This is a genomic window from Amycolatopsis decaplanina DSM 44594, assembly GCF_000342005.1.
Lineage (GTDB): Bacteria > Actinomycetota > Actinomycetes > Mycobacteriales > Pseudonocardiaceae > Amycolatopsis > Amycolatopsis decaplanina.
In genome coordinates this window covers 51,137-77,788 of record NZ_AOHO01000058.1, presented here as the reverse complement: position 1 = coordinate 77,788, position 26,652 = coordinate 51,137, and the positions used below count along the sequence as shown (strand labels likewise).

At 68.7% G+C, this 26,652-nt stretch carries 28 protein-coding genes; 18 read left to right on the top strand and 10 right to left on the bottom strand.

Translation table 11 applies throughout. The annotated features are described in order from the left end of the window. Nucleotides 1-15: 15 nt before the first annotated feature. Complete coding sequence (locus H074_RS19640; protein ID WP_007031797.1) at nt 16-1,119, top strand: DUF2332 domain-containing protein; 1,104 nt, start codon at nt 16-18, stop codon at nt 1,117-1,119. Between the two features lie 186 nt (nt 1,120-1,305). On the opposite strand, the gene H074_RS19635 is transcribed toward H074_RS19640, so the two are convergent. Beyond that, nucleotides 1,306-1,734: an NUDIX hydrolase gene (locus tag H074_RS19635; RefSeq protein WP_007031796.1), complete on the bottom strand. Its 429-nt coding sequence runs from the start codon at nt 1,732-1,734 to the stop codon at nt 1,306-1,308. A gap of 186 nt (nt 1,735-1,920) precedes the next feature. On the opposite strand from H074_RS19635, the gene H074_RS41045 reads away from it, so the two are divergent. The 7 genes from H074_RS41045 (at nt 1,921) to H074_RS19605 (ending at nt 6,481) form a co-directional block, all read left to right on the top strand. After that, complete coding sequence (locus tag H074_RS41045; protein WP_005167589.1) at nt 1,921-2,082, top strand: hypothetical protein; 162 nt, start codon at nt 1,921-1,923, stop codon at nt 2,080-2,082. Nucleotides 2,083-2,105: 23 nt separating this feature from the next. Next, on the top strand, nt 2,106-2,666 hold the full coding sequence (locus H074_RS19630; protein WP_007031795.1) for a PH domain-containing protein: 561 nt from the start codon (nt 2,106-2,108) through the stop codon (nt 2,664-2,666). Nucleotides 2,667-2,808: 142 nt separating this feature from the next. After that, the gene (locus H074_RS19625; RefSeq protein ID WP_007031794.1) at nt 2,809-3,672 is read left to right on the top strand and encodes a PHP domain-containing protein; all 864 of its coding nucleotides are present in this window, start codon (nt 2,809-2,811) and stop codon (nt 3,670-3,672) included. After that, entirely contained in the window at nt 3,669-4,298 is a 630-nt protein-coding gene (locus tag H074_RS19620; RefSeq protein WP_007031793.1) for a MarC family protein, read from the top strand. Before H074_RS19625 ends, H074_RS19620 begins: the two co-directional genes overlap by 4 nt. Before the next feature lie 171 nt (nt 4,299-4,469). Next, a complete protein-coding gene (locus H074_RS19615; RefSeq protein ID WP_007031792.1) occupies nt 4,470-5,330 on the top strand; it encodes a RecB family exonuclease in 861 nt (286 codons plus the stop codon). A 34-nt stretch (nt 5,331-5,364) separates the two neighbouring features. Then, nucleotides 5,365-5,703 (top strand): hypothetical protein, encoded by a 339-nt coding sequence (locus H074_RS19610; RefSeq protein WP_007031791.1) that lies wholly within the window; start codon nt 5,365-5,367, stop codon nt 5,701-5,703. 118 nt (nt 5,704-5,821) lie between these two features. Then, complete coding sequence (locus H074_RS19605; protein WP_007031790.1) at nt 5,822-6,481, top strand: hypothetical protein; 660 nt, start codon at nt 5,822-5,824, stop codon at nt 6,479-6,481. Between the two features lie 39 nt (nt 6,482-6,520). Here the strand turns inward: H074_RS19605 and H074_RS19600 are convergent, their stop codons facing one another. Next, entirely contained in the window at nt 6,521-7,915 is a 1,395-nt protein-coding gene (locus H074_RS19600; RefSeq protein WP_007031789.1) for an Rv3212 family protein, read from the bottom strand. Nucleotides 7,916-7,950: 35 nt separating this feature from the next. Continuing rightward, on the bottom strand, nt 7,951-9,543 hold the full coding sequence (locus H074_RS19595) for a DEAD/DEAH box helicase (protein ID WP_007031788.1): 1,593 nt from the start codon (nt 9,541-9,543) through the stop codon (nt 7,951-7,953). A gap of 459 nt (nt 9,544-10,002) precedes the next feature. Here H074_RS19595 and H074_RS19590 point away from each other — a divergent pair, with 459 nt between their 5' ends. From H074_RS19590 to H074_RS19580, 3 genes are all read left to right on the top strand, one after another. Continuing rightward, nucleotides 10,003-10,656: a ferritin-like fold-containing protein gene (locus H074_RS19590; protein ID WP_039923002.1), complete on the top strand. Its 654-nt coding sequence runs from the start codon at nt 10,003-10,005 to the stop codon at nt 10,654-10,656. Between the two features lie 97 nt (nt 10,657-10,753). Beyond that, nucleotides 10,754-10,984 carry a DUF3107 domain-containing protein gene (locus H074_RS19585; RefSeq protein ID WP_007031786.1) on the top strand — a complete coding sequence of 77 codons (231 nt, stop codon included), beginning with the start codon at nt 10,754-10,756 and terminating at the stop codon, nt 10,982-10,984. A 114-nt stretch (nt 10,985-11,098) separates the two neighbouring features. After that, complete coding sequence (locus tag H074_RS19580) at nt 11,099-12,379, top strand: heparan-alpha-glucosaminide N-acetyltransferase domain-containing protein (RefSeq protein WP_007031785.1); 1,281 nt, start codon at nt 11,099-11,101, stop codon at nt 12,377-12,379. Nucleotides 12,380-12,463: 84 nt separating this feature from the next. Here H074_RS19580 and H074_RS19575 read toward each other — a convergent pair whose 3' ends face one another. Then, nucleotides 12,464-12,790 carry a DUF4873 domain-containing protein gene (locus H074_RS19575; protein WP_007031784.1) on the bottom strand — a complete coding sequence of 109 codons (327 nt, stop codon included), beginning with the start codon at nt 12,788-12,790 and terminating at the stop codon, nt 12,464-12,466. After that, a complete protein-coding gene (locus H074_RS19570; protein WP_007031783.1) occupies nt 12,787-13,554 on the bottom strand; it encodes a TetR/AcrR family transcriptional regulator in 768 nt (255 codons plus the stop codon). Before H074_RS19570 ends, H074_RS19575 begins: the two co-directional genes overlap by 4 nt. Nucleotides 13,555-13,604: 50 nt before the next feature. Here H074_RS19570 and H074_RS19565 point away from each other — a divergent pair, with 50 nt between their 5' ends. Both H074_RS19565 and H074_RS19560 read left to right on the top strand, forming a co-directional pair. Beyond that, complete coding sequence (locus tag H074_RS19565; RefSeq protein ID WP_007031782.1) at nt 13,605-14,513, top strand: AurF N-oxygenase family protein; 909 nt, start codon at nt 13,605-13,607, stop codon at nt 14,511-14,513. Further along, nucleotides 14,510-15,433, top strand: a complete 924-nt coding sequence (locus H074_RS19560) for an alpha/beta fold hydrolase (protein ID WP_007031781.1) — start codon at nt 14,510-14,512, stop codon at nt 15,431-15,433. Before H074_RS19565 ends, H074_RS19560 begins: the two co-directional genes overlap by 4 nt. Before the next feature lie 236 nt (nt 15,434-15,669). On the opposite strand, the gene H074_RS19555 is transcribed toward H074_RS19560, so the two are convergent. Further along, nucleotides 15,670-16,206: a carboxymuconolactone decarboxylase family protein gene (locus H074_RS19555; protein WP_007031780.1), complete on the bottom strand. Its 537-nt coding sequence runs from the start codon at nt 16,204-16,206 to the stop codon at nt 15,670-15,672. A gap of 168 nt (nt 16,207-16,374) precedes the next feature. Between H074_RS19555 and H074_RS19550 the strand changes: the two genes are divergently transcribed. Beyond that, nucleotides 16,375-17,415 (top strand): amidohydrolase family protein, encoded by a 1,041-nt coding sequence (locus tag H074_RS19550; protein WP_007031779.1) that lies wholly within the window; start codon nt 16,375-16,377, stop codon nt 17,413-17,415. A 94-nt stretch (nt 17,416-17,509) separates the two neighbouring features. Here the strand turns inward: H074_RS19550 and H074_RS19545 are convergent, their stop codons facing one another. Continuing rightward, on the bottom strand, nt 17,510-18,133 hold the full coding sequence (locus tag H074_RS19545; RefSeq protein ID WP_039922912.1) for a TetR/AcrR family transcriptional regulator: 624 nt from the start codon (nt 18,131-18,133) through the stop codon (nt 17,510-17,512). Between the two features lie 322 nt (nt 18,134-18,455). Between H074_RS19545 and H074_RS19540 the strand changes: the two genes are divergently transcribed. From H074_RS19540 to H074_RS19525, 4 genes are all read left to right on the top strand, one after another. After that, a complete protein-coding gene (locus H074_RS19540) occupies nt 18,456-19,313 on the top strand; it encodes an alpha/beta fold hydrolase (RefSeq protein ID WP_007031777.1) in 858 nt (285 codons plus the stop codon). Between the two features lie 81 nt (nt 19,314-19,394). Beyond that, nucleotides 19,395-20,567: a DUF3152 domain-containing protein gene (locus H074_RS19535; protein WP_039923001.1), complete on the top strand. Its 1,173-nt coding sequence runs from the start codon at nt 19,395-19,397 to the stop codon at nt 20,565-20,567. Between the two features lie 118 nt (nt 20,568-20,685). Further along, nucleotides 20,686-21,864, top strand: coding sequence for an adenylyltransferase/sulfurtransferase MoeZ (moeZ, locus tag H074_RS19530; protein ID WP_007031775.1), 1,179 nt, complete (start codon nt 20,686-20,688; stop codon nt 21,862-21,864). A gap of 433 nt (nt 21,865-22,297) precedes the next feature. Beyond that, nucleotides 22,298-23,095: a TIGR02569 family protein gene (locus H074_RS19525; RefSeq protein WP_007031774.1), complete on the top strand. Its 798-nt coding sequence runs from the start codon at nt 22,298-22,300 to the stop codon at nt 23,093-23,095. A gap of 42 nt (nt 23,096-23,137) precedes the next feature. On the opposite strand, the gene H074_RS19520 is transcribed toward H074_RS19525, so the two are convergent. Genes H074_RS19520 through H074_RS19510 form a run of 3 tightly spaced genes read right to left on the bottom strand, consistent with a single transcriptional unit; the run spans nt 23,138 to nt 26,598 of the window. Further along, nucleotides 23,138-25,381 carry an ABC transporter permease gene (locus tag H074_RS19520; RefSeq protein WP_007031773.1) on the bottom strand — a complete coding sequence of 748 codons (2,244 nt, stop codon included), beginning with the start codon at nt 25,379-25,381 and terminating at the stop codon, nt 23,138-23,140. Further along, entirely contained in the window at nt 25,378-26,058 is a 681-nt protein-coding gene (locus H074_RS19515; RefSeq protein ID WP_039922909.1) for an ABC transporter ATP-binding protein, read from the bottom strand. Before H074_RS19515 ends, H074_RS19520 begins: the two co-directional genes overlap by 4 nt. 15 nt (nt 26,059-26,073) lie before the next feature. After that, nucleotides 26,074-26,598, bottom strand: a complete 525-nt coding sequence (locus tag H074_RS19510; RefSeq protein ID WP_007031771.1) for a PadR family transcriptional regulator — start codon at nt 26,596-26,598, stop codon at nt 26,074-26,076. Nucleotides 26,599-26,652: the final 54 nt, after the last annotated feature.

Sequence of the window (26,652 nt, the reverse complement as noted above, 5' to 3'; positions counted from 1 at the left end):
AGAGGGAGCGCGTCGATGCCCATCGGGCTGGATGAGATCAAGAGCCGCCTGCGGAAGTTCGCGACGGTCGAGGCGGCCGGTGTTTCGCCGCTGTACGAGCACCTGGCGGCGAAGGCGTCCGAGGACGACGACGTCGCCGGGCTGCTGACCGACGCCCGGGGCGGTGAAGCCCGCGGAACGCTGCTCATGGCGACGGCTCACCGGCTCATCCAGGCCGACCCCATCCACCCGCTCTCGCGGTACTACCCGTCCGTCGGCGGTTTCGACGGCGTGGATTCGGAGACGTGGCCGCTGTTCCGCTCCTTCCTGCTGGAGCGGGCGGACAAGGCGCGGGCGATCATCTCCTCGCGGTACACGCAGACCAACGAGGTCCGCCGTGCCGCGCTGCTCTACCCCGCCGTGACGGCGGCGGCGAAGGAGGCGGGCGGCAAGATCGCGCTGCTCGAGGTCGGTTGCAGCGCGGGCCTGCTCCTCGGCCTGGACAAATACGCCTACCGCTACCAGTGCGACGGCGGTGAACAGCTCACCGCCGGGCCCGCGAAGACCGCGGTCGGCCTGCACTGCGCGCTGGACCTCGCGCCCGGCGCCGTCACGCCGAAGGTGCCGAAGAAGCTGACGATCACCGCACGCGCCGGCCTCGACCGCGCCCCGGTGGACCTCGCGGACGAAGACGAACTGGCCTGGCTCGAAGCCTGTGTCTGGGCTGACCAGCCGGACCGGATCCGGCTCCTGCGCACGGCTGCGGCGGCGCAGGGCAAGCAGCGGCCGGAGCTGATCGCCGGTGACGCCGTCGACGATCTCGCCTCGGCGGCCGCCACCCTGCCCGCCGACGCCCCTCTCGTCGTGCTGACCAGTCACGTGCTGGCGTACCTGGGGGAGCGGCGGACGGACTTCCTCGAGGCCCTCCGGAAGCTCGCCGCGGACCGGCCGTTGTGGTGGGTCAGCGAGGAGTTCTACGCCGCCGCGCTGGAGCCCCTGGTGCCCGGCAGGACCGATCTGGCCGAACCAGCGGACCAGGCCGTGCTCGGCCTCGTCCGCTGGGACGGCGGGGTCCCGGACGTGCGAGCGCTGGCCAGAACGGCCCCGCACGGGCAGCGGATGACCTGGCTGCCGGTTTAGGCCCGGCCTGGTTGTGTGCGTGGTCCGTGAAGGCCTCCTTGAGGGACCCAGGGTCCCTCAAGGAGGCCTTCACGGACCTGTGATCTTTCGGCTCTCCGAGATGTCGGGAAAGCATCGGCGAGGATAATTTTCACCTCACGCGTCGCTTTATCCCCGCGTCTTTCGCCGGACCGGGCACGACGGGTGTCAAGACGATGGGGTATTCCCGGTCGGCAGCACTCCCCAGTCGCGGAGAGTGACGAACAGGAGTTCGGCCAAGCGGCCGTCTTTGTCGAGTTCGATCAAGGTTTCGGCGTCGATCCACCGGGCGTCGTCGGCGTCGTCCCCGGCACGGAGAGTGCCGCCGGTGACCGCGCAGGCGTAGTCGTGGATGTCGTAGTGGCCGCGGCGGGCGTTACCGACGTATGTGCCCGGTATCACGTCGAGCCCGGTCTCTTCGAGCATCTCACGAATGACGGCCGCTTCGTCCGTTTCGCCTGGTTCCACGCGGCCGCCGGGGACCGACCAGAGTCCACGTCCGGGTTCATTCGCGCGCCGGATCAGCAGAATCCGCCCCAGTTCGTCGTGAACGATGCCGCCGACACAGCGGACGGTGCTGCCCGAAACGGTGTTCATTCCCGAATGGTAGACGCGGGCTTCCTGACAATGGCTGTCCTGTACACGGAGAGTAGCCGTACGGTACACTTCCCCCTGCCGGCTGACCCAAGCGCGGGACTTCCCTCCCGCGCGGGTGGAAGGTGCGGTACAAAATGAATGGTCAGTATCCGCAGTCAGTCACCGTAAGAGACAGGATTGATCGCTGTGAACGCGAAAAAGCTCCTCACTTTCGCAGGAATCGCGTTGGTGCTGTTCTTCGTGATCGCGCAGCCAGGTCAGGCCGCGGGCCTCGTGGGAAACATCATCGGCTTCCTTCGTGACTCGGCCGAATCGGTGATCACCTTCGTCAGCAACGTCTTCAGCTAGCGGACGGCGGATACTCTATCGGTATGTTCGCCCCACGCGATCCAGACGAGTATCTCCTCGACACCGAGCGTCGGGTCATCAGGATTCGCCGTCACTGGGCGGTGCTCCTGTGGGACACCTTCGAGGCGGTGGCCTTGCTGGCCGTCTGCGTCCTGGTGTCCTACCTGCTGCCGCCTGCCGCGTGGGTCATCCAGAACATCCTCTGGTACGCCGCGTTGCTCGTCATCCTGCGCTTCGCGTACGTGGTGATGGAGTGGTGGGTCGAGCGGCTGGTCGTCACCGACAAACGATTCGTGATGACCACCGGTGTCTACACCACCAAGGTGCTGATGATGCCGATCACCAAGGTCACCGACCTCACCTACGAACGTTCGGCGTGGGGCCGGATGATGGGGTACGGGACCATGGTGGTCGAGTCCGCCGGTCAGATCCAGGCGCTGAACCGCATCGACTACCTGCCAAAGCCGGAAGAGTTCTACGACACGATTTCCGAGCTCGTCTTCGGCGACAAGCAGAAGCAGGCCGAGCGTTTCTCGATGATCAAGGCGCAGCGTGCGGCACGCGGCAAGAAGAAGGTCGGTTAGCGCGGGTCCCGGAGTCGCGCGCCTTTGGCCGGCGGGCCTCAGGGGCGTGATGGCAGGGCGCCGTCGCCGCGGACTGCAACGCAGGTCACCCGGTCGCGCCCTGGCAGCGCGGCCCTGAACAGCGCGATAGATACTGGCCGCGATGCGCATCGACCTGCACGCCCACTCCACCGCCTCCGACGGTACCGACAGCCCTGCCGGGCTGGTCGCCGCCGCCGCGAAGGCGGGCCTCGACGTAGTCGCGATCACCGATCACGACACCACGGCCGGCTGGGCCCCGGCCGCCGAGGCACTTCCGCCAGGGCTCACCCTGGTTCCCGGCGCCGAGCTGTCCACGATCTCCGTCGATCCGGTGACCGGGCGGCACATCAGCGTCCACCTGCTCGCGTACCTCTTCGACCCGGAATCGCCGGCGGTCGTCGCCGAACAGACCCGGCTGCGGTCGGAGCGGCGATGGCGGCTGCGCGTGATGGCCGAGCGGATGGCCGCGGACGGTCTCCCGGTCGATCCCGACGAGGTCATGTCGCTGCTCCCCGAGGACGGTTCGGCCGGACGGCCGCACCTCGCGCAGGCCCTGGTCCGCGCCGGCGTCGTCTCATCGGTGAACGAGGCGTTCGGGAGCTACCTCGGCAACGGCAGCGGATACTTCGTGGCGCGGCAGGACACGCTCGTGGAGGACGCGATCGACATGATCGCGGAGGCGGGCGGGGTCACCGTCATCGCGCATCCCTTCGCCTACACGCGTGGCGCGACCATCACCGTCGACGTGCTCGCCGGACTGGCCGCGCACGGGCTCACCGGCGTCGAGGTCGACCACCCGAACCACGACGAGGAGACCCGCGTCCAGCTGCACGGGCTGGCGGGGGAGCTGGGACTCGTGCGCACCGGGTCGAGCGACTACCACGGCACGAACAAGACCATCGATCTCGGCGACGAGACCACCGATCCGCTCGCGCTCGAAGAACTCGTCGCGCGGTCGACCGGATACCAGGTCGTGACCCGGTGACGATCACGGACTTCTTCGACGCGCGCCTGTTCATGAGCGCGACGATCACGCTGATCGTCATCATGGACCCGCCCGGCACGGTGCCGGTGTTCCTGAGCCTGACCGGCCGCAAGTCGGTGGCGTTCCGCGCCAAGGCCGCGCGGCAGGCGGTGCTGGTCTCCCTGCTGGTGATCTCGCTGTTCGCCGTCGCGGGACAAGCGATCCTGTCCTACCTCGGCATCGGGATCCCGGCGCTGCAGGGCGCGGGCGGGCTGTTGCTGCTGCTCATCGCCCTGCAGCTGCTCACCGGCAAGACCGGCGGCGAGGCCGAAGCGGCGGGCGACGACGTCAACGTCGCCCTCGTGCCGCTCGGGACGCCGCTGCTCGCCGGTCCCGGTGCGATCGCCGCGACCATCGTCTTCGTACGGCAGGCCGAGGGGCACGTCGGCGCGTACGTGGCTCTCGCGCTTTCGATCGTGACGGTGCACTTCGTGCTGTACCTGTGCATGCGGTACTCGGGCGTGGTCATCCGGCTGATCAAGGAAAGCGGGATCACGCTGCTGGCGAAGATCGCCGGTCTGCTGCTGGCCGCGATCGCGGTCGAGCTGGTGGCGAACTCGGTGAAGGGCTTCATCTCGGGCACGTGACGGTCGTTCCCAAGTACATGAAGGCCCCTTCCTTGCGCCTGTGTACAGGAAGAGGGCCTTCATGTACCCAGGCCCAGGCGCGAGCGGTAGCAAAGGTCCCTTGCTTCCTTCCTGGGGATCCCCTCGAAAAGTGTCGGTGGGGGTGCGTAGCGTTGCAGGCGGGGTGATCCGATGGAGCAGATTGGTTTCGACTTCGGCGTCGAAGCGCCGCGCAAGCTGACGAAGGTCTCGCCCGCGCGCCTCGCGACGTTCGAAGATTGCCCGCGCCGCTACCGCATGTCGTATCTGGACCGCCCGTCCCCGGCACGCACCGGCGCATGGGCGCACAGCACGCTGGGTGCGGTGGTGCACAACGCGCTGCGGGCGTTGTTCGACCTGCCGGTGACCAAGCGCGTCCCGCAACGGGCGATGGCGCTCGTGGCCGAGCACTGGAAGGACGCCGGGTTCGAAGACGCCGACCAGGCCGCCCGGTACCGGGCCAGGGCCAAGGCCTGGGTCGCGGAGTACGTCGAGCACAACGACGTCAGCGTCGATCCGGTCGGGCTGGAGCGCTGGGTTTCGGCGCCGGTCACGCTCGAGCCGGGCAGCGGACCCAGACACATCATCGAGGGCCGCGCCGACCGTATCGATCAGCGCGGCCGGGAACTGGTGATCATCGACTACAAGACCGGCCGTCGTGAGCCGGACGAGTACGAGGCGCGCTCTTCGCAGGCTTTGGCGTTGTACGCGGTCGCGGCCGCCAGGACGCTGCGGACGCCGTGCTACCAGGTCGAGCTGCACCACGTGCCCACCGGAACCATCGCGGCGGCCGAGCACACCGAGCAGAGCCTCCAACGACATCTCCAACGCGCCGACGAGACCGCCGGGGACCTGCGGCTGGCGACGGATACCCTGGACGCCGGCGGCGACGAGGACGTGTTGTTCCCGGCACGCCCGGGCCGCCGTTGCTCTTGGTGCGACTTCCGCCCCAGTTGCGCGGCAGGCCAGGAGGCCGGGCCCGCGGCTCAGCCGTGGGAGCTGTTGGCGCCCTAGATTCCCGAGACCCGACGATTGGACAGGCGAGGACGTGTCGTCACCGGACACAGAGGAGCTCGCGATCACACCGCCGCCCGTGGAGCAGCCCGCGACGCCCGAACGCGGCCGGTTCTGGCGCGGGCTGACCGGATCGCTCGCGGCGGGGATGGCCGTGCTCGCGGTGTGCGTCGTCGTGATCGCCGGGATCTGCCTGTTCACCGGTGCTCCCGGGCCGGGGCCGTTGATGCTGATCGGACATCCGGTCGCGGCGGTCGTCGCCTTGCTGGCACAACGGGTCGTCGATACACGTAATGGCCGCGTCGCCGGCTTCGCGGGTCTCGGCGTCGTGGTGAGCGTGACGGCCGCGCTGAGCCTGTTCTGGTGGAGCTGAACACGGCAGGAAAGTGCCACTCTGATCGAAAAACCCTTCCGTCCCCGCGAAACTGTGGCTCACTGGGCATGTCGTAGATGAACACGCTGCCCCGCAGCGAGGACGAAGGGCGCCGCTGATGACCTACCCACCCCAGCCAGGACAGCCCGGTTACGGCCAAGGCGGGCAGCAGTACCCAGGGCAGCAATACCCGGGGCAGCAATACCCGGGGCAGCAATACCAGGAGGGCGGCGGTTACGACCAAAGCGGCGCGTACCCCCAGCAGCAGTACCCCGGCTACGGCCAGCAGCACTACGGTCAGAACCAGCAGTACCCACAGGGCTTCGGCGGGCCGCCCGCGCCACCGAAGAACAACAAGACCGGCCTGCTGGTGGGTATCGCAGCCGCTGTCGTGGTGCTGGTCACGCTGGGCATCACCGGGTTCGTCGCTCCCGGCTTCTTCCTCGGTGACGACAAGGCAGACAAGGCGGCCGGCCCTGAAGGGACCGCGCAGGCGATCGTCGACGGCATCAACGCCCACGACAAGGCCGCGTTGACGGCGCTCAAGTGCGGGAATGCGGAGAAGGACGTCGAGCAGGCCATCGAACGAGTCGGCGACGTTTCGAACGCCACGCTCGGCGAGGCCACGAAGGTCTCCGAAACCGAGTACACGATGGCCGTCACGCTGAACGTCGAAGGACGAACCCGCACCGGCACCGGCACGCTCGCTCGCGAAGGTGACAAATGGTGCTGGAAGGAGATCGGCCGGTTCCGCACCAAGACCTCGACGACGCGATGACGGCGGCGGGAGCAAGGGACCTTTGCTACCGCCGGCTGGTCACTTGAGCGCGACCAGGGTGGGGCCGCGCTGCTCCAGCAGCACCGGCCCGACCGAGGAAAGCAGCACCGGGCCGGTGTAGCCGCGCCGGTCGACGCCGACGGTGCGGATCGTGGTGCCGCTCGTCTCGTCGAGCACGGCGAGCCCGCCCTGGATGGGTACGACCAGCTGTTCTCCGAAGGTCACACCCGGGCCGGTGGAGTTGTTCAGCGTCCAGCGCGGGGTGAGGTCGTCCCGTGAGAACGCCATGGTCTTCGAGCCGGTGAACCAGTAGACGCCCTGCGCGGTCCACGCGGTCGTCATGGTGCCGCCCACCGGATCCTGCGCGATGTCCGCGTCGGGCACGTCGAGTGGATACGCCGATTTCTGCAGGCCGTCGCCGCCGTAGATGACCAGCAGTTTCTGCTCGGGAAGCACGATCAGCGCGAGATCGCCGGACATCGCGACGACCTTCGCGTTCTTCCCGGCGAGCACGGTGCTGTAGTCGACCTTCGGGTCGTCGGCCTCGTCGTTGGTCGCGCGGTAGACGGTGAAGCGGTCGGCCGGGTCGCCGGGGCAGTGCTCGATCACGCCGATCTTGCCGGCCGCGGCGGCCACCGTGCCGTAGGTGCAGCCCGTCCTCGGCTGCTTGTTCGGGTTCACGATGGCGGGGACCTGGCCGTACTCCATGCTCTTGACCAGGTCGTCGCGCCAGGTGTTCAGCAGTTTCTTTCCGGTCGTGGTGACATGCGATCCGTCGACGACCAGCCTGGTCCCGAGTTCGGCGTCGCCGTTGCGCTGCGCCGTGCGGCGGCCGGTGCCCGCGTCGAGCTGGGTGACCTCGCTGCAGCCGGTGTCCTTGCGGTACACCGCGTCCACCTTGATCCCGGCGAGCGCGACGGTGCACAGTTCGAGATCGCGCGAGTAACGCCACCGGACGTCGCCGGTGTACGGATCACGGCCGAGTACCTCGCCCTTGTCCGCGGTGACGACGCTGTTGGCTTCGCCGATCGGGACAGGCGTCGACGAACTCGGAGCCTGCCACAGTTCGCTCAAGGAGCCGGGCACTTGCGCGGGCGCGGGCGGGAGCCCGGGCGGCAGGGTGGCGGCGACCTGCGCGACCGTCGCCGCGTTGTCGCTGTTCACGCCGATGACGATGCCGGTGACCGCGACGACCACCACGATCGCCGCGGCGATCACGCGGTCCCGCGTGCGGTTCCACGGCGAGCGCCGGGCGCGTTTCCCGCCCAGCGGCGGCTCGGTGGCCACCGGCTGAGCGGGTTCGGCGTCCAGCACGTCTTCCGTGCCGATCGCGTTTTCGGCCGTCTCCGGCTCGCTGCCGTCCGGCTGCTCGGGATCGGCGGGCACGGGCCGCGCCGGTTCGTTGTCCGGCGCGGCGTCCCAGCGTTCGCTCACGTGCCCCTAGCTCCCCACGTCCGCAGTATGAAAGCTCAGTCTGCCGACGCAGGTGTATCAGAAGTCGCCGAGGGACGGCGACGACGGCGTCGGCGAGCCGGACGCTCGGCGCTGTCGCCTGCCTCCTTCTCGACCGCCGGGCCGCTGACCTCCGGGCTCGGCTTCGCGCCACCGCGGCTGCGGCGACGGGTCCGCGTGCGGCCCTCCGACGGGGTCTCGCTCTCGGTGCCTTCCGCCGAGGCCGCCGCGGCGTCCGCCGCCTCGATCTTGGCGGCCGCGTCGGCGCCACCGCGAGTCCGCTTGCGCGGTGCGCGATTCCGCTTGCGAGGAGCCTCTTCGTCCTTCGAGGCCGAGCCGTGGCCACGGCCCCGGCGCTTGCCGCCCAGGTCCTCTTCGGCTTCGGCCGAAAGACCGGCGCGGGTCCGCTTCGACAGCGGCAGGCGGCCGGTGGTCCCCTCGGGGATGCCCAGGTCGCTGAACAGGTGCTTCGACGACGAATACGTCTCGGCGGGCTCGGGCATGTCGAGGCCGAGGGTGTCGGAGATCAGCTTCCAGCGCGGCTCCTCGTCCCAGTCGACGAGGGTGATCGCGACACCGGTGCGCCCGGCGCGGCCGGTGCGGCCGATGCGGTGGACGTAGGTCTTCTCGTCCTCCGGCGTCTGGTAGTTGATCACGTGCGTGACGTCGTCGATGTCGATACCGCGGGCGGCGACGTCGGTGGCGACCAGCACGTCGACCTTGCCGGAGCGGAACGCGCGCAGGGCCTGCTCGCGGGCGCCCTGGCCCAGGTCACCGTGCACGGCGGCGGCCGCGAAGCCGCGCTCGACGAGTTCGTCGGCGACCTTCTGCGCGGTGCGCTTGGTGCGGGTGAAGATCATCGTCAGGCCGCGGCCCTCGGCCTGCAGCGCGCGGGCGATCAGCTCGGGCTTGTCCATCGAGTGCGCCCGGTAGACGAACTGGGTGGTGCGCTCGTGGATGGCGCCGGCGTCGTTCTCCTCGGCGCGGATGTGCGTCGGCTGGGTCAGGAACGTGCGGGCCAGCGTGATGATCGGACCCGGCATGGTCGCCGAGAACAGCATCGTCTGCCGCTTGTCCGGGACCATCCGGAGAATGCGCTCGATGTCGGGCAGGAAGCCCAGGTCGAGCATCTCGTCGGCCTCGTCCAGCACCAGACCGCGGACCTTGCCCAGCACCAGGTGCTTCTGCTCGGCCAGGTCCAGCAGACGGCCGGGCGTGCCGATGACGACGTCGACGCCCTTGCGGAGCGCCTCGATCTGCGGCTCGTACGGGCGGCCGCCGTAGATGGCCAGCGTGCGGATGCCGAGGTGCTTGCCCGCGCCCTTGAGGTCGTTCGCGACCTGGACGCACAGCTCACGGGTCGGCACGACGACCAGCACCTGCGGGGTGCCGTCGCCGGGGACCTCGACGCGGTGCAGCAGCGGGACGCCGAAGCCCAGCGTCTTGCCCATTCCGGTGCGGGCCTGGCCGATCAGGTCGTCGCCGGCCATGGCCAGCGGCAGCGTCAGCGCCTGGATGGCGAAGGTGCGCTCGATCCCAGCCTCGCCGAGGGCCTTCACGATCTCCGGCTTGACGCCGAAGGAGGCGAAGGTGGGGGATTCGGGTTCCACCGGCGCGCCCGCCTGCAGCGGGTGCGAAGTGTCCAGAGCGGCCGGACCGGTCTCGCTGTGCTCCAGCGCGACGGCCTCCGGGGCGCCGGTGGTGGTGTTCTCTTCGGTTGTGATTTCGTTCGTGGTCAGGGTGCTCGCCTCTCTCGTGACCAGCGCGCACTGCCCTGGTCACCGATCGACACTCGACCACGAAAATTCGCTCGGCTCCGCGCTACTGGCGCTGAAGCGGCCCTTCGTGGGAATGCCGCAGGATGGCGTGCACGCACATCAATTCTTGCTGACCGGGACCACATCGGCTGTCCTTCAGCCGCAGCGGCGTCCCGATCCGGGACGGAAGATCCGTCGTATCCGGCCGTCAGTGTACCTGGTCTGCGGTTTTCGGAAAGTCCCCATCGTGTCGAGAGGTGGGACAGGTCTCTTTCCGGCCGGGCGGGTGTGTTCGGCGATACCCTTTCCGCCGTGACGGAGGCAAAGCAGATCAGTGAGGGCGTAGTCGATTTGCTCGGCGTACTCGCCTATGGGGAATTGTCCGCATTCGATCGCATGGCCGAGGACGCGCGCACCGCGCCGACGCTGTCCGGCCGGGCCGCGCTGGCCTCCATGGCGGCCGCCGAGATCGGGCACTACGACCTGCTCGCCAAGCACCTCGGGGGGCACGGCGTCGCGATCGAGGACGCGATGCGGCCGTTCGTCGGGCACATCGACGCCTGGCACGCCTCCACGGCGCCGCGTTCCTGGCTCGAGTCGCTGGTGAAGGCCTACGTCGGTGACGGGCTCGCGGCGGACCTCTACCGCGAGATGGCCACCTGGCTCGACCCCGAGACCAAGGATCTGGTGCTCACCGTGCTCGCCGACACCGGACATTCCGCGTTCGCCGAACGCGAGGTCGCGGCCGGGATCGAGGCCGATCCGAAAGCGCGGGACAAGCTCGCGCTGTGGGGCCGCCGCCTGCTGGGCGAAGCGCTGACGCAGGCCCAGTACGTCGTCGCCGAGCGGGACGGGCTCGCCGAACTGATCGTCGAAGGTTCGGGCGACCTCTCGGGAATCGCCGCGCTGTTCCGCCGGTTGCAGCAGGGGCACACCAAGCGCATGCAGGTGCTGGGGCTCGGCTGAGTTACATCCGAAGCACGCTTTCCCGCTGAGGATGCATCGGCACAAGTCGGCTAGCCTTGGCGGACCAGTAATTTCGAACTTCAAGCGGAGGTCCCACGTGGAGGTCAAGATCGGCATCAAGGACACGCCGCGAGAGCTCGTGGTGTCCAGCGGCCAGTCGCCCGACGAGGTCGAGGAACTGGTCGCGAACGCCTTGAGGGCCGGCGACGGGATCTTCCGCCTCGACGACGAAAAGGGCCGTAAGTACATCGTGCCCACCGACCGGATCGCCTACGTCGAGATCGCACCGTCGGACGTTCGCAAGGTCGGCTTCGCTGTCGGTGGCTGACCCGATCGGGTTGTAGTCGGATGTCACAGTGGCGTCACCACCGCGTCTCAGCCAGCTCTCAGATTTGATCGTCACGCTATGGCGGGGACGGCAGGGGGCTAGCCGAGAAATGAGGTGGACGGCGTCACTGTGATGGACCGCGCGCTGGTCGACGGCGCGCGCACTGTTCCCGGACAAGGCAAACGGGTCGCGGGGCGGCTGACCGGCATCGACGTCGCCCGCGGCCTGGCAGTACTCGGCATGTACGCGGTGCATGTCGGCCCCGAGCCCGCCAAAGGCGGCGTCGGGGTGCTGTTCAAACCGTTCGAAGGCCACTCCGCGGCGTTGTTCGCGGTACTGGCCGGGGTCTCGATAGCGCTGATGTCCGGCGGGCGCCGCCCGAAGCTGGGCCGCGACCGGACGCGCGTCGCGCTCAAGCTGGCGACCCGCGCTCCGCTCTTGGTGGCGCTGGGACTGTGGCTGACCAGCCTCGAGACCGGTTACATGGTGATCCTGGCCTACTACGGGGCCTGTTTCCTCTTCGCGATCCCGTGGCTGCGCGCGGGCGCGAAGGCGCTGGCGATCGCGGCGGTCGTCGTCGCCGTGGCCGGCCCGCTGCTCTCGCATCTGATCAGAGCGCAGCTGCTGCCCCGCGACCTGCTCTTCTTCGCGCCGGACCTGACCGCGGACGATGTCACTTCGACAGGGCTCTTGAAAGCCGCGACCGTCCTCGTCCTGACCGGTACCTTCCCCGCGTTGACGCTGATGGCGTATGTATTCGCCGGGACGTCGATCGGACGGATGGACCTGACCTCGCGCAGCGTGTGCCGACGGCTGTTCTTCGGTGGATCCGCGCTCGCGGTGGGCGGGTACCTCGTGTCCTGGATCGCGACCGGCCCGCTCGGCGGCATGCGGGCTGTCTACCGCTCGCTGGAACCGGCCGCCGCGCAGGCGGGGATGACGCCGCCGGAATTCTTCCGGCTTCACCAGACCTGGATCCACGGCACGCCGCCGACCACCAGCTGGGCCTGGGAACTGCTGCCGACGGGCACCTCGTACACGCCGTTCGACCTGCTGATCTCGATCGGGATCGCGGCGGCGGTGATCGGCGGCTGCCAGTTGCTGATGCCGAAGTTCGAACGTGCGCTGCGGCCGCTTTCGGATCTGGGCGGGCGGGTGCTGAGCGCGTACGTACTGCATTTCGTGGCGATCGCGCTGCTGTGGGACGAGAGCGACGGTGATTCGATCTTCAGTGTGCTGCACTTCGTCGAGTTCTCGGTGGTCGCGCTGACCGCCGCGGTGCTGTGGCGGAAGTTCGTCGGGCGGGGGCCGCTGGAATGGGCGATGAACAAGCTGTCGAGCTGGCCCAAGTACCTGATGCCCCCGGCGCGAGTACCCGCTCAACGGCGGGGCTGAGGGGGCCTTTCACCTCGTCTGACGCGACGAAGGGCGCCTTCCCCGCATGACATGCGGGGAAAGCGCCCTTCAGCTACGTGGGGGTCAGGCGTTGAGGTCGTTCAGTTCTTCCAGTGAGGTCGGCACGTGGAAGGGCGGCGTGCTGGTGCCCATGATGCGGTAGCGGTCCCACGGGTCGGGGTCGGAGAGTTCGCCCTTCGCGCTGTACTCGCCCGCGCGGATCTCGACCGCGGTCTTCTTGCCGCCGGCGGCCGCGGACACCTGCTCGTTGGTGGCGACACGGCCGTACCAGCGGTAGTACCCGTCGATGGGCTGGAAGTAGCCCCTCAGGTCGACCGTGGCCGCGATCTCGGTCCCGTCGATCACGAGGACCGCTTCGCCGGAGTAGCCGTCTTCGTCGTGCTCGCTCATTGTGCCTCCGAGTCTCGTCGCATTTGGACGACCTTGTTCTCTTCGAGCGGCAGATTCGGGTCGATGACGATGCCCTGCTGCCGGGAGAGGCCGTCGATCGCGGCCCAGATGATCTGCGTCAGGTATTCGACGACGCTGTCGCGGCCCATCGAGCGCCGGTCCAGCCACCATTCGCCGGTGCTCTGCACCATGCCGACGATGCCGTGCGCCCACGGTTCGGCGGCGCCGGAGTCCATGTTGAACATCCGCATGTAGTCGCCGAGCAGCGCGGTCAGCGCGGTGGCGATCAGTTCCTTGTCCTCGGCGACGACGTCGGATTTGACGAGCACCTTCTCCTGCAGGCCACCGCGCGCGAGCAAGCGGTACAGGTTGGGGTGCTCCTCGATGACGCTGAAGAACGAGTCGAGCGCCATCCGGATCCGGGGGACCGGGGCCAGTTCGGAGTTGATGGCCGGGATCAACCGCTGGAAGAGGATCTCCGTGCCGCGTTGCCCGAGCGCGACGTACAGATCCGCCTTGTCGTCGAAATGCCTGTACAGCACGGGTTTCGTGACGCCCGCTTCGGCTGCGACGTCTTCCATGCCGAGGTCCGGGCCGTGCGTGTCGAGAGCGCGGAGGGCGGCCTCGACGAACTCCGCGCGACGCGCGATCCGGTGCTTGCGCCAGCGGTCGCGGCGGGCGTCGCCCGTGTCGGCCTCACCCGCCGTGGGGTGCTTGCTCGACTGCTTGCTGTTGCGCTTGACACGTTCGATCACCCCGGTCATGCTACCAGAGGTAACTGTTACCACGGGTTACAGATAGGGGTGTGTCGGCAATGACGCGGGCGCTGAAGGAAACAGACCGGGAGAAGACGGCCGAGCGGCTGCTCAAGTCCTCCGCGAACAAGTTCTACGATCCCGACGTCGACATCGACTGGAACGCCCCGCTCGTGGACGGGAAGCGCTACATCCCGGCACACCGTTCTTCGCTCTACGGCACCAAGTTGTGGGATTCGCTGTCCGAAGAGCAGCGCGTCGAACTCGGCAAGCACGAGGTCGCGAGCGTCGCCACGACGGGGCTGTGGTTCGAAATCCTCCTGATGCAGATGCTGCTCAAGGAGGTCTACGACGAAGACCCGACCAGCTCGCACGCCCAGTACGCGCTGACCGAGATCGCGGACGAATGCCGTCACTCGACGATGTTCGCGCGGATGGCTTCACGGATCGGCTGCCCGTCCTACGGGCCGGTGCCGTGGTTGCGGCGGCTGGCGAAACTGATGCCGACGATCAGCTACGGCCCCGCGCGTTACGGCGCGATCCTCGTCGCCGAGGAGGTCCTCGACCGGCTTCAGCGCGAGCAGATGAACGACCCGGACATCCAGCCGCTGGTGCGCATGGTCAACCGGATCCACGTGCTCGAGGAAGCCCGGCACGTCACCTTCGCCCGCGAAGAGGTGACTCGCGGGATGGCGAAACTGTCGAAGAAGGAAATCCTCTACCAGCAGTTCATCATCGCGCTCATTTCGTACTTCGTGACGCGGGCCTTCATCAACCCGCGCGTCTACAAGGCCGTCGGCATTCGTCCGCGTGACGGCGTCGAAGCCGCGCTGAACAACCCCAACTGGCGCGAAAGCATCCAGTGGGCGGGAGAGAAGATCATGCCTTTCCTGCAGGAATCCGGTCTGGTCGGCAAGCCGGGCATGTACTTCTGGCGCAAGTCCTTCCTGCTGCCGGGGAAGCGATGAGGAGCGTCAAGCAGCGCGACGCCGTCTCGTGGGACCCGTCGCGGGAACACCGGTTCGTGACCGGCGACGGCACCGCCCTGCACGTCGAGACGAGCGGGCCCGCCGACTCCGAACTCACGCTGGTACTCGTGCACGGCTGGACGCAGGACCACCGGACCTGGGACGGCGTGGCGTCGCGGCTCGGCGACTCCGTCCGGATCCTGCGCTACGACCTGCGCGGCCACGGCGGTTCCGCGCCGGCGAAACCGGGGACGGCCACGATCGCGACCCTCGCCGACGATCTCGCCGAGCTGATCCAGGACCGCGTCCCGAACGGGCCGCTCGTGCTCGCCGGACACTCCATGGGCGGCATGACGATCATGGAACTGTCCCGCAGGCATCCCGACCTCGTGGCCCGGCGCGTCGCAGGGGTCGCGTTCGTCGCCACGTCGTCCGGTGAGATGGACCGGATCACCCTCGGCCTGCCGGGGATCGCGGGCAGCGGCGCGGCGAGGTTCGAACGGAGGCTCGCGAAGCTGCTCGCGAAGAACCGCCGGGACGCCTTGCCGCTGCCGCTGTCGGTGGTGCGGCCCGGTGCGCGGCTGCTCGTCTTCGGGCGACGACCCCAGCGTGCCGACGTGGACTCGGTCGCCGAGCAGTTGCTGTGCGCGCATCCGGCGAGCGTCGCGGGTTTCCAGGACGCGATCTCGCGGCACGACTGCCGTGTCACGCTGGCCGCGTTGCAGGGCAAACCGGTGATCGTGCTCGCGGGGGAGCGGGACAGGCTCTGCCCGCCGCCGCACGCCAAGGTCATCGCCGACGAACTGCCGGACGCCGAATTCGTGCGCTACCCGGGCGCCGGGCACATGCTCCCGCAGGAACGGGCACAAGAGGTTTCGGACCGCATCGCAGCCCTCGTACGCCGCGCCGCGAGGGTCTGAAAGGGGAGCAAGGGACCTTTGCTACCGCTTCTCTCGACACTGAGGCAAGTGGTAGCAAAGGTCCCTTGCTCTCTTTTTGCAGGTCAGGGCTTCGGCCGGGGTATCCGAGGATGTCGCGAAAGCCACTTTCGGGACATCAGGCGTCGCGAAAGCCACTTTCGGGACATCAGGCGTCGCGAAAGTGGCTTTCGCGACGTGGGCCGCGGCCAAGTGGTAGCAAAGGTCCCTTGCTCTCGTCAGAGGTTCGTGTAGCCGTTTGCCAGGAGACGGACGCCTGTTTCGCGGTAGGCGTCCTGGTCGTCGATGGCGACCGTGGCGAGCCCGTCGACGTAGCGGTTGAACATGCAGAAAGCGGCCGCGATCAGGACCGTGTCGTGGATCTCGACATCCGTCGCGCCCTCCGCGCGGGCGCTCTCGATCAGATCTTCGCCCACGGATTTCCCGCTCTCGCGGACGGCGAGCGCGACGTGCAGAAGCGCCCTCACCTTCGCCGACACGGGTGCACCGTCGACGTCCTTCCAAGCCGCTTCGACGACCGGCATGCCACCTTCGAGCGCTTCGGCGGCGACGGCCGCGTGACTGCGTGAGCAGAACGTGCAGTCGTTGCCGCGCGAGACGACCGCGCCGATCAGTTCGCGCTCGCCCACGCTGAGGCTGCTCGGGCCGCGAAGCAGGACCTCGGCGAGTTGCCCGAGCGGTGCGGCGGTCTCCGGCCGGTACGCGAACAGAGCGGTGATGCCGGGCAGGTTCTCGTCGAGCGCGATGTGGGGCATGGTGACTACTCCTCGCGGATCGGCAACGCGGTCGCTCGATTCATAGCCGACGCCGGGCCCGGTCCGGTGCCGCTGGATGGATCAAAGCGGTAGCAAAGGTCCCTTGCTCTTCTCGCGGGGCCGTCGTCCGTGGTTGAGTCGACTCGACAAAGTCACGAGGGGGACACCGTGATCGTCAGAGTCCGGGGCCGTGCGCTTCCCGATGGCGAGTACGTCGATCTCTACGCCGACGGCGACCGCTGGACCACCGATCCGGTCCCCGGCGCGGACCTGGTCGCGGAGGGCTGGCTCCTGCCGGGGCTCGTCGACGCCCACACTCATCCCGGAGCCGAGGAACCCGGTGACCCGATGGACGAGGAGATCCTGCGCGCCGACCTGCACCGGCACGTCGACGCCGGGGTCACGATGATCCGCTCGCCAGGGCTGCCCGGTGAGCCACCCGAGTGGTTCGGCGCCGAACCCGGCTTGCCCCGCGCGGTGCACGCCGGGCCGTGGATCGCCCAGCACGGTCAGTTCTTCGACGGCTGGGGCCGGCGCGCCACGCACGCGGAGCTCCCCGCACTCGCCGCGGCGCAGGCGAAACGCACCGGCTGGGCCAAGATCATCGCCGACTGGCGGACCGGCGACGACGCCGTGCCGTCCGACGTCATGATCGCGGTCGTCGAGGCGGTGCACGCGGTGGGCGGCCGTCTCGCGGTGCACTCCCAGCACGCCGCCGGCGGCGAAGCCGCGGTGGCCGCCGGAGTCGATTCCGTCGAGCACGGAATGTGGCTCGACCCCGGCTACCTGCCGGACATGGCGGCCCGCGGAACCGCGCTCACACCGACGCTGTCGGTGTTCCAGTCGGCGCTGGGGAACATGCGGAACCGCGAGGACACTCCACGGAAACGCTGGTTCGTCGGCGGGGCCGAGGCGCATCCCGCGCTGGTCGTGGCGGCGGCGGAGGCCGGGGTGAAGATCCTCGCCGGTACGGATTCCCGGCCGCATGGTCGCGTGGGCGTCGAGATCCGCGCCCTGGCGGAGGTCGGGCTGCGAACGCACGACGCCCTCGCCGCCGGCTCGTGGGCCGCGCGCGAATACCTGGGGTTGCCCGGGCTGGTTCCGGGCGCGCCCGCCGACGCCGTCGTCTACGCGGAGGATCCGCGCGAAGACCTCGGGCAGCTGGAGCATCCCATCGCGGTCATCTTGCGGGGCGTCCGCGTCCGGTGAGCTGATGTGATCTTTTCGACCGGGGAGACGCAATTCGTCCTCTACTTGCGGTCGTTGCGCGTACAAGGACCGCAAGTAGAGGACGAAACGCGGATCAGTGCTGCAGCGGGAAGCCACCGCCGATACCCCGCCAGGCGAGGTTGGCGGTGAGGGCAACGGCCTCTTCGCGGCTCATCGACTTGTGGTGCGCCAGCCAGAACCGCGCGCTGACCTGCGAGAGGCCCACGAGACCGACGGCGAGCAGGCGCGCCTTGTCCTCGTCGAGGCCCGCGTCGGCGGTGATGGTCTCGGTGATCGCGTCGACGCTGGCCGACGTCGCCCGGTCCACCGCCTCCTGCACGGCTGGCTCGCCGCGCAGGTCGGACTCGAAGACCATGCGGAACGCGCCGGCGTCGTTGTTGACGAAGTCGAAGAACGCCCCGACGGTCGCAGGCACGCGCTGCTTGTTGTCCGTCGTGGAGTCGAGCGCGTCCTTGACCCGGCGCACCAGTTCGTCGACGTGGCTCTCCAGCAGCGCGATGTAGAGGTCGAGCTTGCCGGGGAAGTGCTGGTAGAGGACCGGTTTGCTGACTCCGGCCTCTTCGGCGATTTCGTCCATCGCGGCGGCGTGGTATCCGTTCGCGGCGAACACCCGCTGCGCGGCGGCCAGCAGCTGGGCGCGGCGTTCCGTTCTGGGCAGGCGGACGCCTCGCGCCTGCAGTCGCGCCATTTCTGTCATCGTTCCTCCAGTTCGAGGCACTCGTCTCCGCCGAGAACGCATCAGCCTTGTTCGAGGCAATCCTTACCGCCGAGAACTCATCAGCGCAGTCGAGCGGGGCTCCGCGGGGCGGGGTCACCGCCGCGTGAAGTGAGCTCGAGATTACTCGCCGGTACGGCCGGACCGCCAAGGGTCGGGCATCCTTGATCCTGTGTCTTCTTCAGTTTCCCGTGCCGCCGGGGGCCGCTCTCCGCTGACCCACGTGCCGCTGTCGCGCAGGTCATTGCCGTCGTTGGATCCCGCGCCACCCCCTTGGCCCGGGGAAACAGTAGGTGTCGGCGGGGTGAAATTGCACACCCGCCGGACGCCGGGCGGTCCCGAGACGGCCGTCTACGTCCACGGGCTCGGCGGTTCGTCCACGAACTGGACGGACCTCGCCGCGCTGCTGGCGCCCCAAGCGGGAGGCACCTCGGTCGATTTGCCGGGTTTCGGCTATTCGGAGCCGCCCGACGGTTTCGACTTCAGCCTCGACGCGCACGCCGAGATCGTCGCGAGCCACATCGAGAGCCTCGAAGCGGGGCCGGTGCACCTGTTCGGCAACTCGATGGGTGGCGCAGTAGCGCTGCTCGTCGCGGCCCGCCGTCCGGAGCTGGTGAAGACGCTGACGCTGATCTCGCCCGCGATGCCGGATCTCCGTCCCAGTATGAAACGGCTGTCCGACCCGCGGATGGCGTTCGCGTACCTGCCGCTGATCGGCCCGAGGGTGCGCCGTCAACTGGCCGCGCTCGGCCCGCGCGAACGCGCCATGCAGGTCATCAAGCTGTGCTTCGCCGACCCGGGCCGATTCGCCGAAAGCAGGCTGGACGAGCTCGAAGAGGAGCACAGCGCTCGCGCCGGGTTCGCCTGGGCGGCCCCCGCGCTGGCCCGCAGCACGTTCGGCATCTTCCGGACGTGGTCCGCCCGCGGGCCCGCGTCGCTGTGGGCGGTCGCCCCGACCGTCGACGCGCCGACGCTCGTCGTGTGGGGGCAGCACGACCGGGTGATCTCCGTCCGGCGCGCAGAGCGCACCGCTCGGCTACTTCCGCACGCCCGGTTGCTCGTTCTGCCACGAACCGGCCACGTGGCGCAGATGGAACGCCCGAATGTCGTAGCGAAGGCCGTTTTGGGAATGTGGGAATCGGTCGAATCGGGCACCTGGTAGCCCATTCGGGTGGGCGGGGAACGCCGCGCGAAGCGCCGGTCGCTCACAACATCACAGTTCGGTTATGGCACCCTGGTGCGCGTGGATCGGGTAAAGCAAGGCGCGCAGGGCGAAGGTCGGCGGTCTCAGTACTCCGCAGCCGCCCGCCGTCCGCCGCGCGCCCAGCCCCGGACCTCCGATGTGCCGCGCACCGGGCAGTACCGGCCCACGCCGCCGCCATCGCAGCGGCTCGACGAAGATCGCTATCGTCCCGGCGGCCGCCGGACCAGCGCCGAGCCGCTCAGCGCGTCCTGGAAGCCGCACGAGCCCGGCGCCGCCAAGGCCAAGGTGGCCAAGCGCAAGGGCAAGGGCGGCATCGGCCAGTTCGCCAAGACCTATGGCTGGCGCGTGTACGCGCTGCCGATCCTCGTGGTGATCACCGCGCTGGTCGTGTTCAACACCGCCACCGGCCCGGCCGAGCCGATCGCCTCCGACGGGACGAGCATCGCGGTGGCCGACGGTTCCGCCGGCAACGGCGGCGAACCGGGCGCGGGTGTGGACGGGGGTGGTGACGTCCTCCCGGAGAACCCGGCGAAACCGGTCGACCTCAAGATCCCGACCGCCGACCTGCCCAAGGGCGGCAACTTCACGGAGTCCGGCAAGGGCACGTACCACGTCGTGCCGGGAAGCAGCCAGAAGGTCGGAACGGGCACGCTGTACACCTATACCGTCGAGGTCGAGGACGGCATCGATTCGTCCAGCTACGCGGGCGACGACAGCTTCGCCAACGCGGTCGTGGAGACCCTGAGCAATCCTCAAAGCTGGACTTGGGACGGGAAGAAGGCGCTTCAGCGCGTCGACGCGAGCTTCCCGAACCCGAGCTTTCGGGTGAGTCTCACCACACCGAACACGACGCATCGCGCGGACGTCTGCATGTTCCAGATCACCTACGAGACCTCGTGTTACCGGTCGAGCTTCGACAAACGCGTGGTGATCAATCTGGCTCGCTGGGTGCGCGGGGCGATGGCGTTCCAGGGCGACATGGGCGGCTATCGCCAGTACGCGATCAACCACGAAGTCGGCCATGCCCTGGGCGGAAAGCACGTGGGCTGCCCGGAGAACGGCGCGATCGCGCCGGTCATGATGCAGCAGACCTTCGGCGTCTCCAACGACTTCGTCGCGCAGCTGAACGACCTGCCCGGCGGGGACCGGGGCAAGGTGCCCGCCGACGGCAAGGTCTGCAAACCGGGCTCCTGGCCGAATCCGACACCTTAGTCCCCGCCGTCTCACCTGCTGAAACATCCCAGGATATGAAACAGGGGAAGTCGTTTCCGCCTGTCCGTGTTGTAGATACTGGGATGCGACCCGCGATCCACGCGAGATGGAGGACCCGATGTCAGGCACGCTGCCGCCGCTCGTCGAGCCGGCCGCCGAGCTCACCAAGGAAGAGGTGGCCCGGTACAGCCGTCACCTGATCATCCCGGACGTCGGGGTGACCGGGCAGAAGCGGCTGAAGAACGCCAAGGTGCTGGTCATCGGTGCCGGTGGCCTCGGCAGCCCGGCGCTGCTGTACCTGGCCGCGGCCGGTGTCGGCACGCTCGGCATCGTCGACTTCGACGAGGTCGACGAATCCAACCTGCACCGCCAGGTGATCCACGGCCAGTCCGACATCGGCAAGCTCAAGGCCGCGTCGGCGCAGGAAACGATCGCCGAGATCAACCCGTTCGTGAAGGTGCACCTGCACACCGATCGGCTCGAGTCGTCGAACGCGCTGGAACTGTTCGAGCGCTATGACCTGATCCTCGACGGCACCGACAACTTCGCGACGCGCTACCTGGTCAACGACGCCGCCGTGCTCACTGGCAAGCCCTACGTGTGGGGCTCGATCTACCGGTTCGAAGGCCAGGCGAGCGTGTTCTGGGAGGACGCGCCGAACGGCAAGGGCCTCAACTACCGCGACCTCTACCCCGAGCCGCCGCCGCCCGGCATGGTCCCGTCGTGCGCCGAGGGTGGCGTGCTGGGCGTACTGTGCGCGTCGATCGGCTCGATCATGGTCAACGAGGCCATCAAGCTGATCACCGGCATCGGCGAGCCGCTGCTGGGCAGGCTCGTCAGCTACGACGCGCTCGAGATGAAGTACCGCGAGGTCAAGATCCGCAAGGATCCGGAGACCCCGAAGATCACCGGCCTCATCGACTACGAAGCATTCTGTGGCGTCGTGTCCGACGAAGCCGCTTCGGCCGCTTCGGGACACACGATCACTCCGGCGGAACTCAAGGCCAAGTTCGACAACGGCGACAACTTCGCCCTCATCGACGTCCGCGAGCCGCACGAGTACGAGATCGTGAACATCAAGGGCGCGACGCTCATCCCGAAGGACAAGATCCTCTCGGGTGAGGCGTTGTCGGAACTGCCGCAGGACAAGCCGATCGTGCTGCACTGCAAGTCGGGCGCGCGTTCGGCGGAGGCGCTCGCGGCGCTGCACAAGGCCGGGTTCAAGGACGCGACCCACCTCGGTGGCGGCGTGCTGGCCTGGGCGCGGCAGATCGACCAGAGCCTGCCGACTTACTGACGCTTTACTGCCGCTGACCTGCGGAAAGAGAGCAAGGGACCTTTGCTGTCGTTAGTTAGTGTGCTAACGAACGCTAGCAAAGGTCCCTTGCTATCGCGTCTCTTGATGTTGAGAGAAGCAAAAGTCCGTGAAGGCCTCCTTGCCTACCCTCAAGGTAGTGAAGGAGGCCTTCACGGACTCTGGGTCCCTCAAGGGGGCCTTCACGGACCGCCGGGACAGCCGGGGCCGCCGGATCGTTCCGGGGTCGGCCGTCGGTAGCTGAGCGATACCCGTGAAGGAAACCGAGCTGCCCGTCGGTGAGGCGGCGCTGCGCCGTTCGGGGGACCACGGTCGAAGAACGGCAGGTCAGAAGCAATGGTGTCTTGAGTATCGCTACTCGAGACCAGCGCGTCTTCTCGTTCGTGGCGCGGAAGACGGGGTAACGTGCCGAGCCGTGCGTGCCACCCTTGAAAGCCCTCCGGAACACGTCTGTTCGGCGTTCGGCGGACGTACCGGTGACGCGGAACCGATGCCCGGAACCAACGCCTGGCGTTACAACGATCTCGTGCTCAAGCCCGTCGTGGACAAGTCGCGGACCCTGTGGACGGCCCGGGCGCTGGAAGCCATCGACGAGCCGGGGCTGCGGGTCGCGAAGCCCGTCAGGTCCAGCGATGGCCGTTGGGTGGTCGGCGGCTGGTCGGCGAACCGGTTCGTGTCCGGCACGGCCGAGCACCGGTACGACGAGGTCGTGCACGCGGCGGTCAAACTGCATCGCGCGACGGCCGGGTTGCCTCGGCCGGATTTCCTGGGACGGCGCACCGATCTCGAGGCGCTGGCCGACAAACTCGCCTGGGGCGAGGCGGACATGTCCCTCGACGAGAACAAGGGCGGCCGCTGGTTCGAGGTACTGGCAGGCTCCCGAAGACCGGTCAAACTGCCGGACCAGGTCGTCCACGGGGAGCTTCTCGCCGGCGTGCTGTCCGACGGCGACGAGGCCCCCGGCATCGTCGATTTCGTGCCGTACTACCGGCCAGGTGAATGGGGTGCCGCGATCGTCGCGGTCGACGCGCTGGCCTGGGGCGGCGCCACCATCGATCTTCTCGAACGCTGGGCGCATCTGCCCGAATGGCCCCAGCTTCTCCTGCGGGCGGTCCTCTTCCGGCTCGCCGCCAACGCACTCGACCCACGGTCGACGCGAGCGGCGCACGACGGCCTCCGCGCCGCCGCCCGCGACGTCAGCGCCGTGCTGTAGGTCCGTGAAGGCCCCCTGTGACAAGGGGCCTTCACGGACGGATCACTCGGTGCGCAGGTTTTCCGCCTTCGCCGCCGAGCGCACGGACGGCAGCGTCGACGCCGTCACCAGCAGCACCACCGCGACCGCTGCCGCGGCGAGCAGCCCGACCGCGGCCCAGTCGATGTACAGCCCGTCCCAGAACAGCCGCTTGCCCAGCGCGGCGACGGCGATCCCGGTCGCCGTCGCGATCACGATCCCCAGCAGCAGCGGAATCCCGTTCTGCCACATCAGGGACCGGACGATCACCCGCACCGGGACGCCGGTCGCGGACAGCGCGCCGAGTGCCCGCCGCCGTTCCCGGACCTGTTCCTGGGCGAGCACCAGCAGGCTCACCCCGGCCAGCAGCAGGACGAACAGCGCGCCGCCGAGCAGGATGTTCCGCGCGTCATCGAACATCCGGGCCTCGTCGGTGGCCCGTTTCCCGGTGTAGGCGGCCACGGTGACCTGCCCGCTGTACGGGGCCACCGAGTTCCGCACCAGTTCGACGAAATCCGGATTCCCGGTCGTTCCGCGCAGGCTCACCGTGACCGACGCGGCGGCCAGGTCGACGCCCGCCGCCGCGGCAGGGGTCGCGAGTACGTGCAGGCCCAGCGACTCGACCAACCCCGACGGCTTCTTTGCGAGCGGTCGCGGCGTGGCCGGAACGGTCCAGGGGTGTTCCCGCTTGTCGTCGTCGGTGAACTTCACCGACTGTCCTTTGTGGATCAACAACGGGTCGGCGAACACGTCGCCGTCGCGGCAACCGGTCGTGGTGGTGGCCGCCTCGATCGTGGCGCAGTCGGCGACGGCGAACGCGACGAGCGCGCTGTCCACGCGGTTCGCGTCGACGAGCATCGAGCGCATGGCCTGGAAGTCGGCCGCACCCGGCACCGCGCGGACCGCGGCGATCGCCTGGTCGGCCACGGAGCCGTCCGCGTGGACGGTGATCCGGCCCGCTGTCGCGTCCTGGTGATCGGCCTCCAGCGCCGCCTGGCCCGCCAGCAGGCTCTGCAGCGCGATCGCGCCGGCGAGCACCACACAGAGCCCCGCGACCACCCGTGACGGGGTCCCGCTGTCGCTCCGCAGCCGGCGGATCGCGAGCTGGAACGACGGCGGCCCGCCCTTGATCCGGGAAACGACGCGTTCCAGTAACCACGGCAGAAGCGCCGGGATCCCGAGCATCAACAGGACGGCGCCGGCGATCAGCGCCACGCGGCCGAGTCCGCTCGCGACGCCGAGATCCGGGGCTATCAAGGCGATTCCGGCGAGGACCGGCAGCAGGCGCCACCACAACCGCCGCTTCGGCGGGGCCGTTTCGCGGACGACTCCGAGCGGTTCGACCACCGTGTGCCGCTGGGCCGCCCACGCCGTCGCCACGGTCAGGGCCGGGACCACGAGCACGATCAGCACCACCAACGGCCACGACGGCGTCAGGTCCTTCGGGTACACCCCGAACCGGAACACCTGGAAGTTCGCCACCGAACCGCGGACGAACAGGAACAACGCGGCACCGGCGACCAGCCCGGCCGCGGCGCCCACGAGGGATTCCGCCGCGGTGATCCGGCGCAGCTGCCGGAGGGACGAGCCCGCCAGCCGCAGCGCGGCGAGCCGCCGGTCCCTGGCGGCGCCACCGAGCCGGGAGACCGTCCCGACGAAGATGAACACCGGCGTGAGCAGGAGGAAGAGGCCGAGCAACAGGAGCATCAGGATCCCGTTCTCGATCACGTCGTCGAAGCCGGGTTCGGCGCCGAAGCCATAGATCGTCCGTCCGTCCCGCAGCGCGTCTGTGCCGACGTAGGCGACCAGGTCGTTCGGATTGAGCGTGGTCTCCGCGGCGATGAGCCCGACCGGTCTGCCGGGCAGACGAGGCCGTAGCAGGCCGCTGGTGTCGGACGCGACGAGTTCGTCCAGCTTCGGCGAAAGGAAGACCTCGCCCGGTGCGGGCAGCCGGTCCACCCCCGGTGGGATCGGCGAACCCGGGCCGGTCGGCCGCAGGTGGAGGAGCGCGATCACCTGACCACGGAAGTCGGTCGTCGTCGCGCCGTAGATCAGCGGGGCGACGCCCGGGATCGGTTCGCTCCGCACGTAAGCGGCGAACGCCCGTTGGTCGCGATTCTCCTTGACGGTGCCCGCGGAAGCGCCGATCAGGAGGATCGCCACCGCGAGCCCGATGCCGACGGTGCTCAGGACGAGCCTGACGATCGAGCCCCGGCCGCCCCCGACGGCCAGCCGGAACCCCAGCATCAGGTCTTCGCGTCCGGTCATCGGGTCACCACCGGTTCGCGTGTCCGGCCGTCTCGCACGATGACCTCCCGGTCGGAGTAGGCGGCCACTCGCGGTTCGTGGGTGACGAGGACGACGGCGGCGTCGGTCTGTTTCGCCGTCTCGGACAGCAGGCGCATGACCAGTTCTCCGCTGAGCGTGTCCAGCGCGCCGGTCGGTTCGTCGGCGAAGATCACCGACGGCTCGGTGATCAGTGCCCTGGCCATGGCGACCCGCTGGCTCTGCCCGCCCGAAACCTGGCCGGGCGTGCTGTCACCGGCGTCGCCGACCGCCAGCCGGTCGAGCCAGCCCCGCGCGATCCGCTCGGCGGGGCGGCGTTTCATCCCGCCCAAACGCAGCGGCAGCGCGACGTTCTCCAGGCAGGTCAGCTCCGGGACGAGCTGCCCGAACTGGAAGACGAAGCCGAATTCGGTGCGTCGCAACGCACTGCGTTCGGCGTCGGGCATGCTCGCGAGATCGCGCCCGCGGAACAGCACCTGCCCTCCGTCTGGCGGCACGATGCCGGACAGGCAGTGCAGCAGGGTCGATTTCCCGGATCCGGACGGGCCCATGATCGCGACGATCTCGCCGGCTTCGAGCGTCAGCCCGGCCCCGGCCAGCGCCTGATTCGGGCCGAAGGCCTTGTGCAGGCCGAGCCCTTGTAACAACGGTGTTTCCACTGTGTGGTCCCCAGATCAGCGCGCCAGCTGGCGCGCGAGGTCGTCGAGGCGGGCGGCGGTGAGCTCCAGCCACCGCAGATCCGCTTCCAGGTGGAACAGCGCGTGGTCGCAAATCAGCTGGTCGGCGAGGTCGCCGTCGGTTTTGCGGGCGGTGAGCTCGCGCATGGCGTGCAGGTGTGAGCTCCGCTGGGCGTCGAGCAGATCCTGCGCGCCGCGGCCGGACAGAAGGGCGAGCACCACCTTGGTGTAGAGCGTGTTCTGCAGGTAGACCGAGGGACTTTCCGGGCTTTTCAGCCATTCTTCGACGTTGGTGACGCCGGCTTCGGTGATCGCGTACCGCTTCCGGTCCGGGCCGCCGCCCGCTTCGACGCCGTTCTCCTCGACGAGACCGTTCTTCAGGAGCCGGTTCAGCGTCGAGTAGACCTGCCCGTAGTGCAGTGGGCGGTCTTGCCGGAACTGCTTGTCGTAGAGCTGCTTGAGGTCGTAACCGTGCTTGGGGCCGGCTTCGAGCAGGCCGAGCAGGGTGTTCCCGATGGACATGCCGACGACTATACACAGTGTGTATACGCACGGTCTATACACAGAGTTTATAGC

Excerpts from the sequence above, each read along its gene's own strand:
- H074_RS19560 (WP_007031781.1), top strand. The coding sequence starts at position 14,510 with ATGAGGAGCGTCAAGCAGCGCGACGCCGTCTCGTGGGACCCGTCGCGG.
- H074_RS19625 (WP_007031794.1), top strand. The coding sequence starts at position 2,809 with ATGCGCATCGACCTGCACGCCCACTCCACCGCCTCCGACGGTACCGAC.
- H074_RS19555 (WP_007031780.1), bottom strand. The coding sequence starts at position 16,206 with ATGCCCCACATCGCGCTCGACGAGAACCTGCCCGGCATCACCGCTCTG.
- H074_RS19630 (WP_007031795.1), top strand. The coding sequence starts at position 2,106 with ATGTTCGCCCCACGCGATCCAGACGAGTATCTCCTCGACACCGAGCGT.
- H074_RS19615 (WP_007031792.1), top strand. The coding sequence starts at position 4,470 with ATGGAGCAGATTGGTTTCGACTTCGGCGTCGAAGCGCCGCGCAAGCTG.
- H074_RS19575 (WP_007031784.1), bottom strand. The coding sequence starts at position 12,790 with ATGAGCGAGCACGACGAAGACGGCTACTCCGGCGAAGCGGTCCTCGTG.
- H074_RS19565 (WP_007031782.1), top strand. The coding sequence starts at position 13,605 with ATGACGCGGGCGCTGAAGGAAACAGACCGGGAGAAGACGGCCGAGCGG.
- H074_RS19520 (WP_007031773.1), bottom strand. The coding sequence starts at position 25,381 with ATGACCGGACGCGAAGACCTGATGCTGGGGTTCCGGCTGGCCGTCGGG.
- H074_RS19510 (WP_007031771.1), bottom strand. The coding sequence starts at position 26,598 with ATGTCCATCGGGAACACCCTGCTCGGCCTGCTCGAAGCCGGCCCCAAG.
- H074_RS19640 (WP_007031797.1), top strand. The coding sequence starts at position 16 with ATGCCCATCGGGCTGGATGAGATCAAGAGCCGCCTGCGGAAGTTCGCG.
- H074_RS19545 (WP_039922912.1), bottom strand. The coding sequence starts at position 18,133 with ATGACAGAAATGGCGCGACTGCAGGCGCGAGGCGTCCGCCTGCCCAGA.
- moeZ (WP_007031775.1), top strand. The coding sequence starts at position 20,686 with ATGTCAGGCACGCTGCCGCCGCTCGTCGAGCCGGCCGCCGAGCTCACC.
- H074_RS19605 (WP_007031790.1), top strand. The coding sequence starts at position 5,822 with ATGACCTACCCACCCCAGCCAGGACAGCCCGGTTACGGCCAAGGCGGG.
- H074_RS19570 (WP_007031783.1), bottom strand. The coding sequence starts at position 13,554 with ATGACCGGGGTGATCGAACGTGTCAAGCGCAACAGCAAGCAGTCGAGC.
- H074_RS19635 (WP_007031796.1), bottom strand. The coding sequence starts at position 1,734 with ATGAACACCGTTTCGGGCAGCACCGTCCGCTGTGTCGGCGGCATCGTT.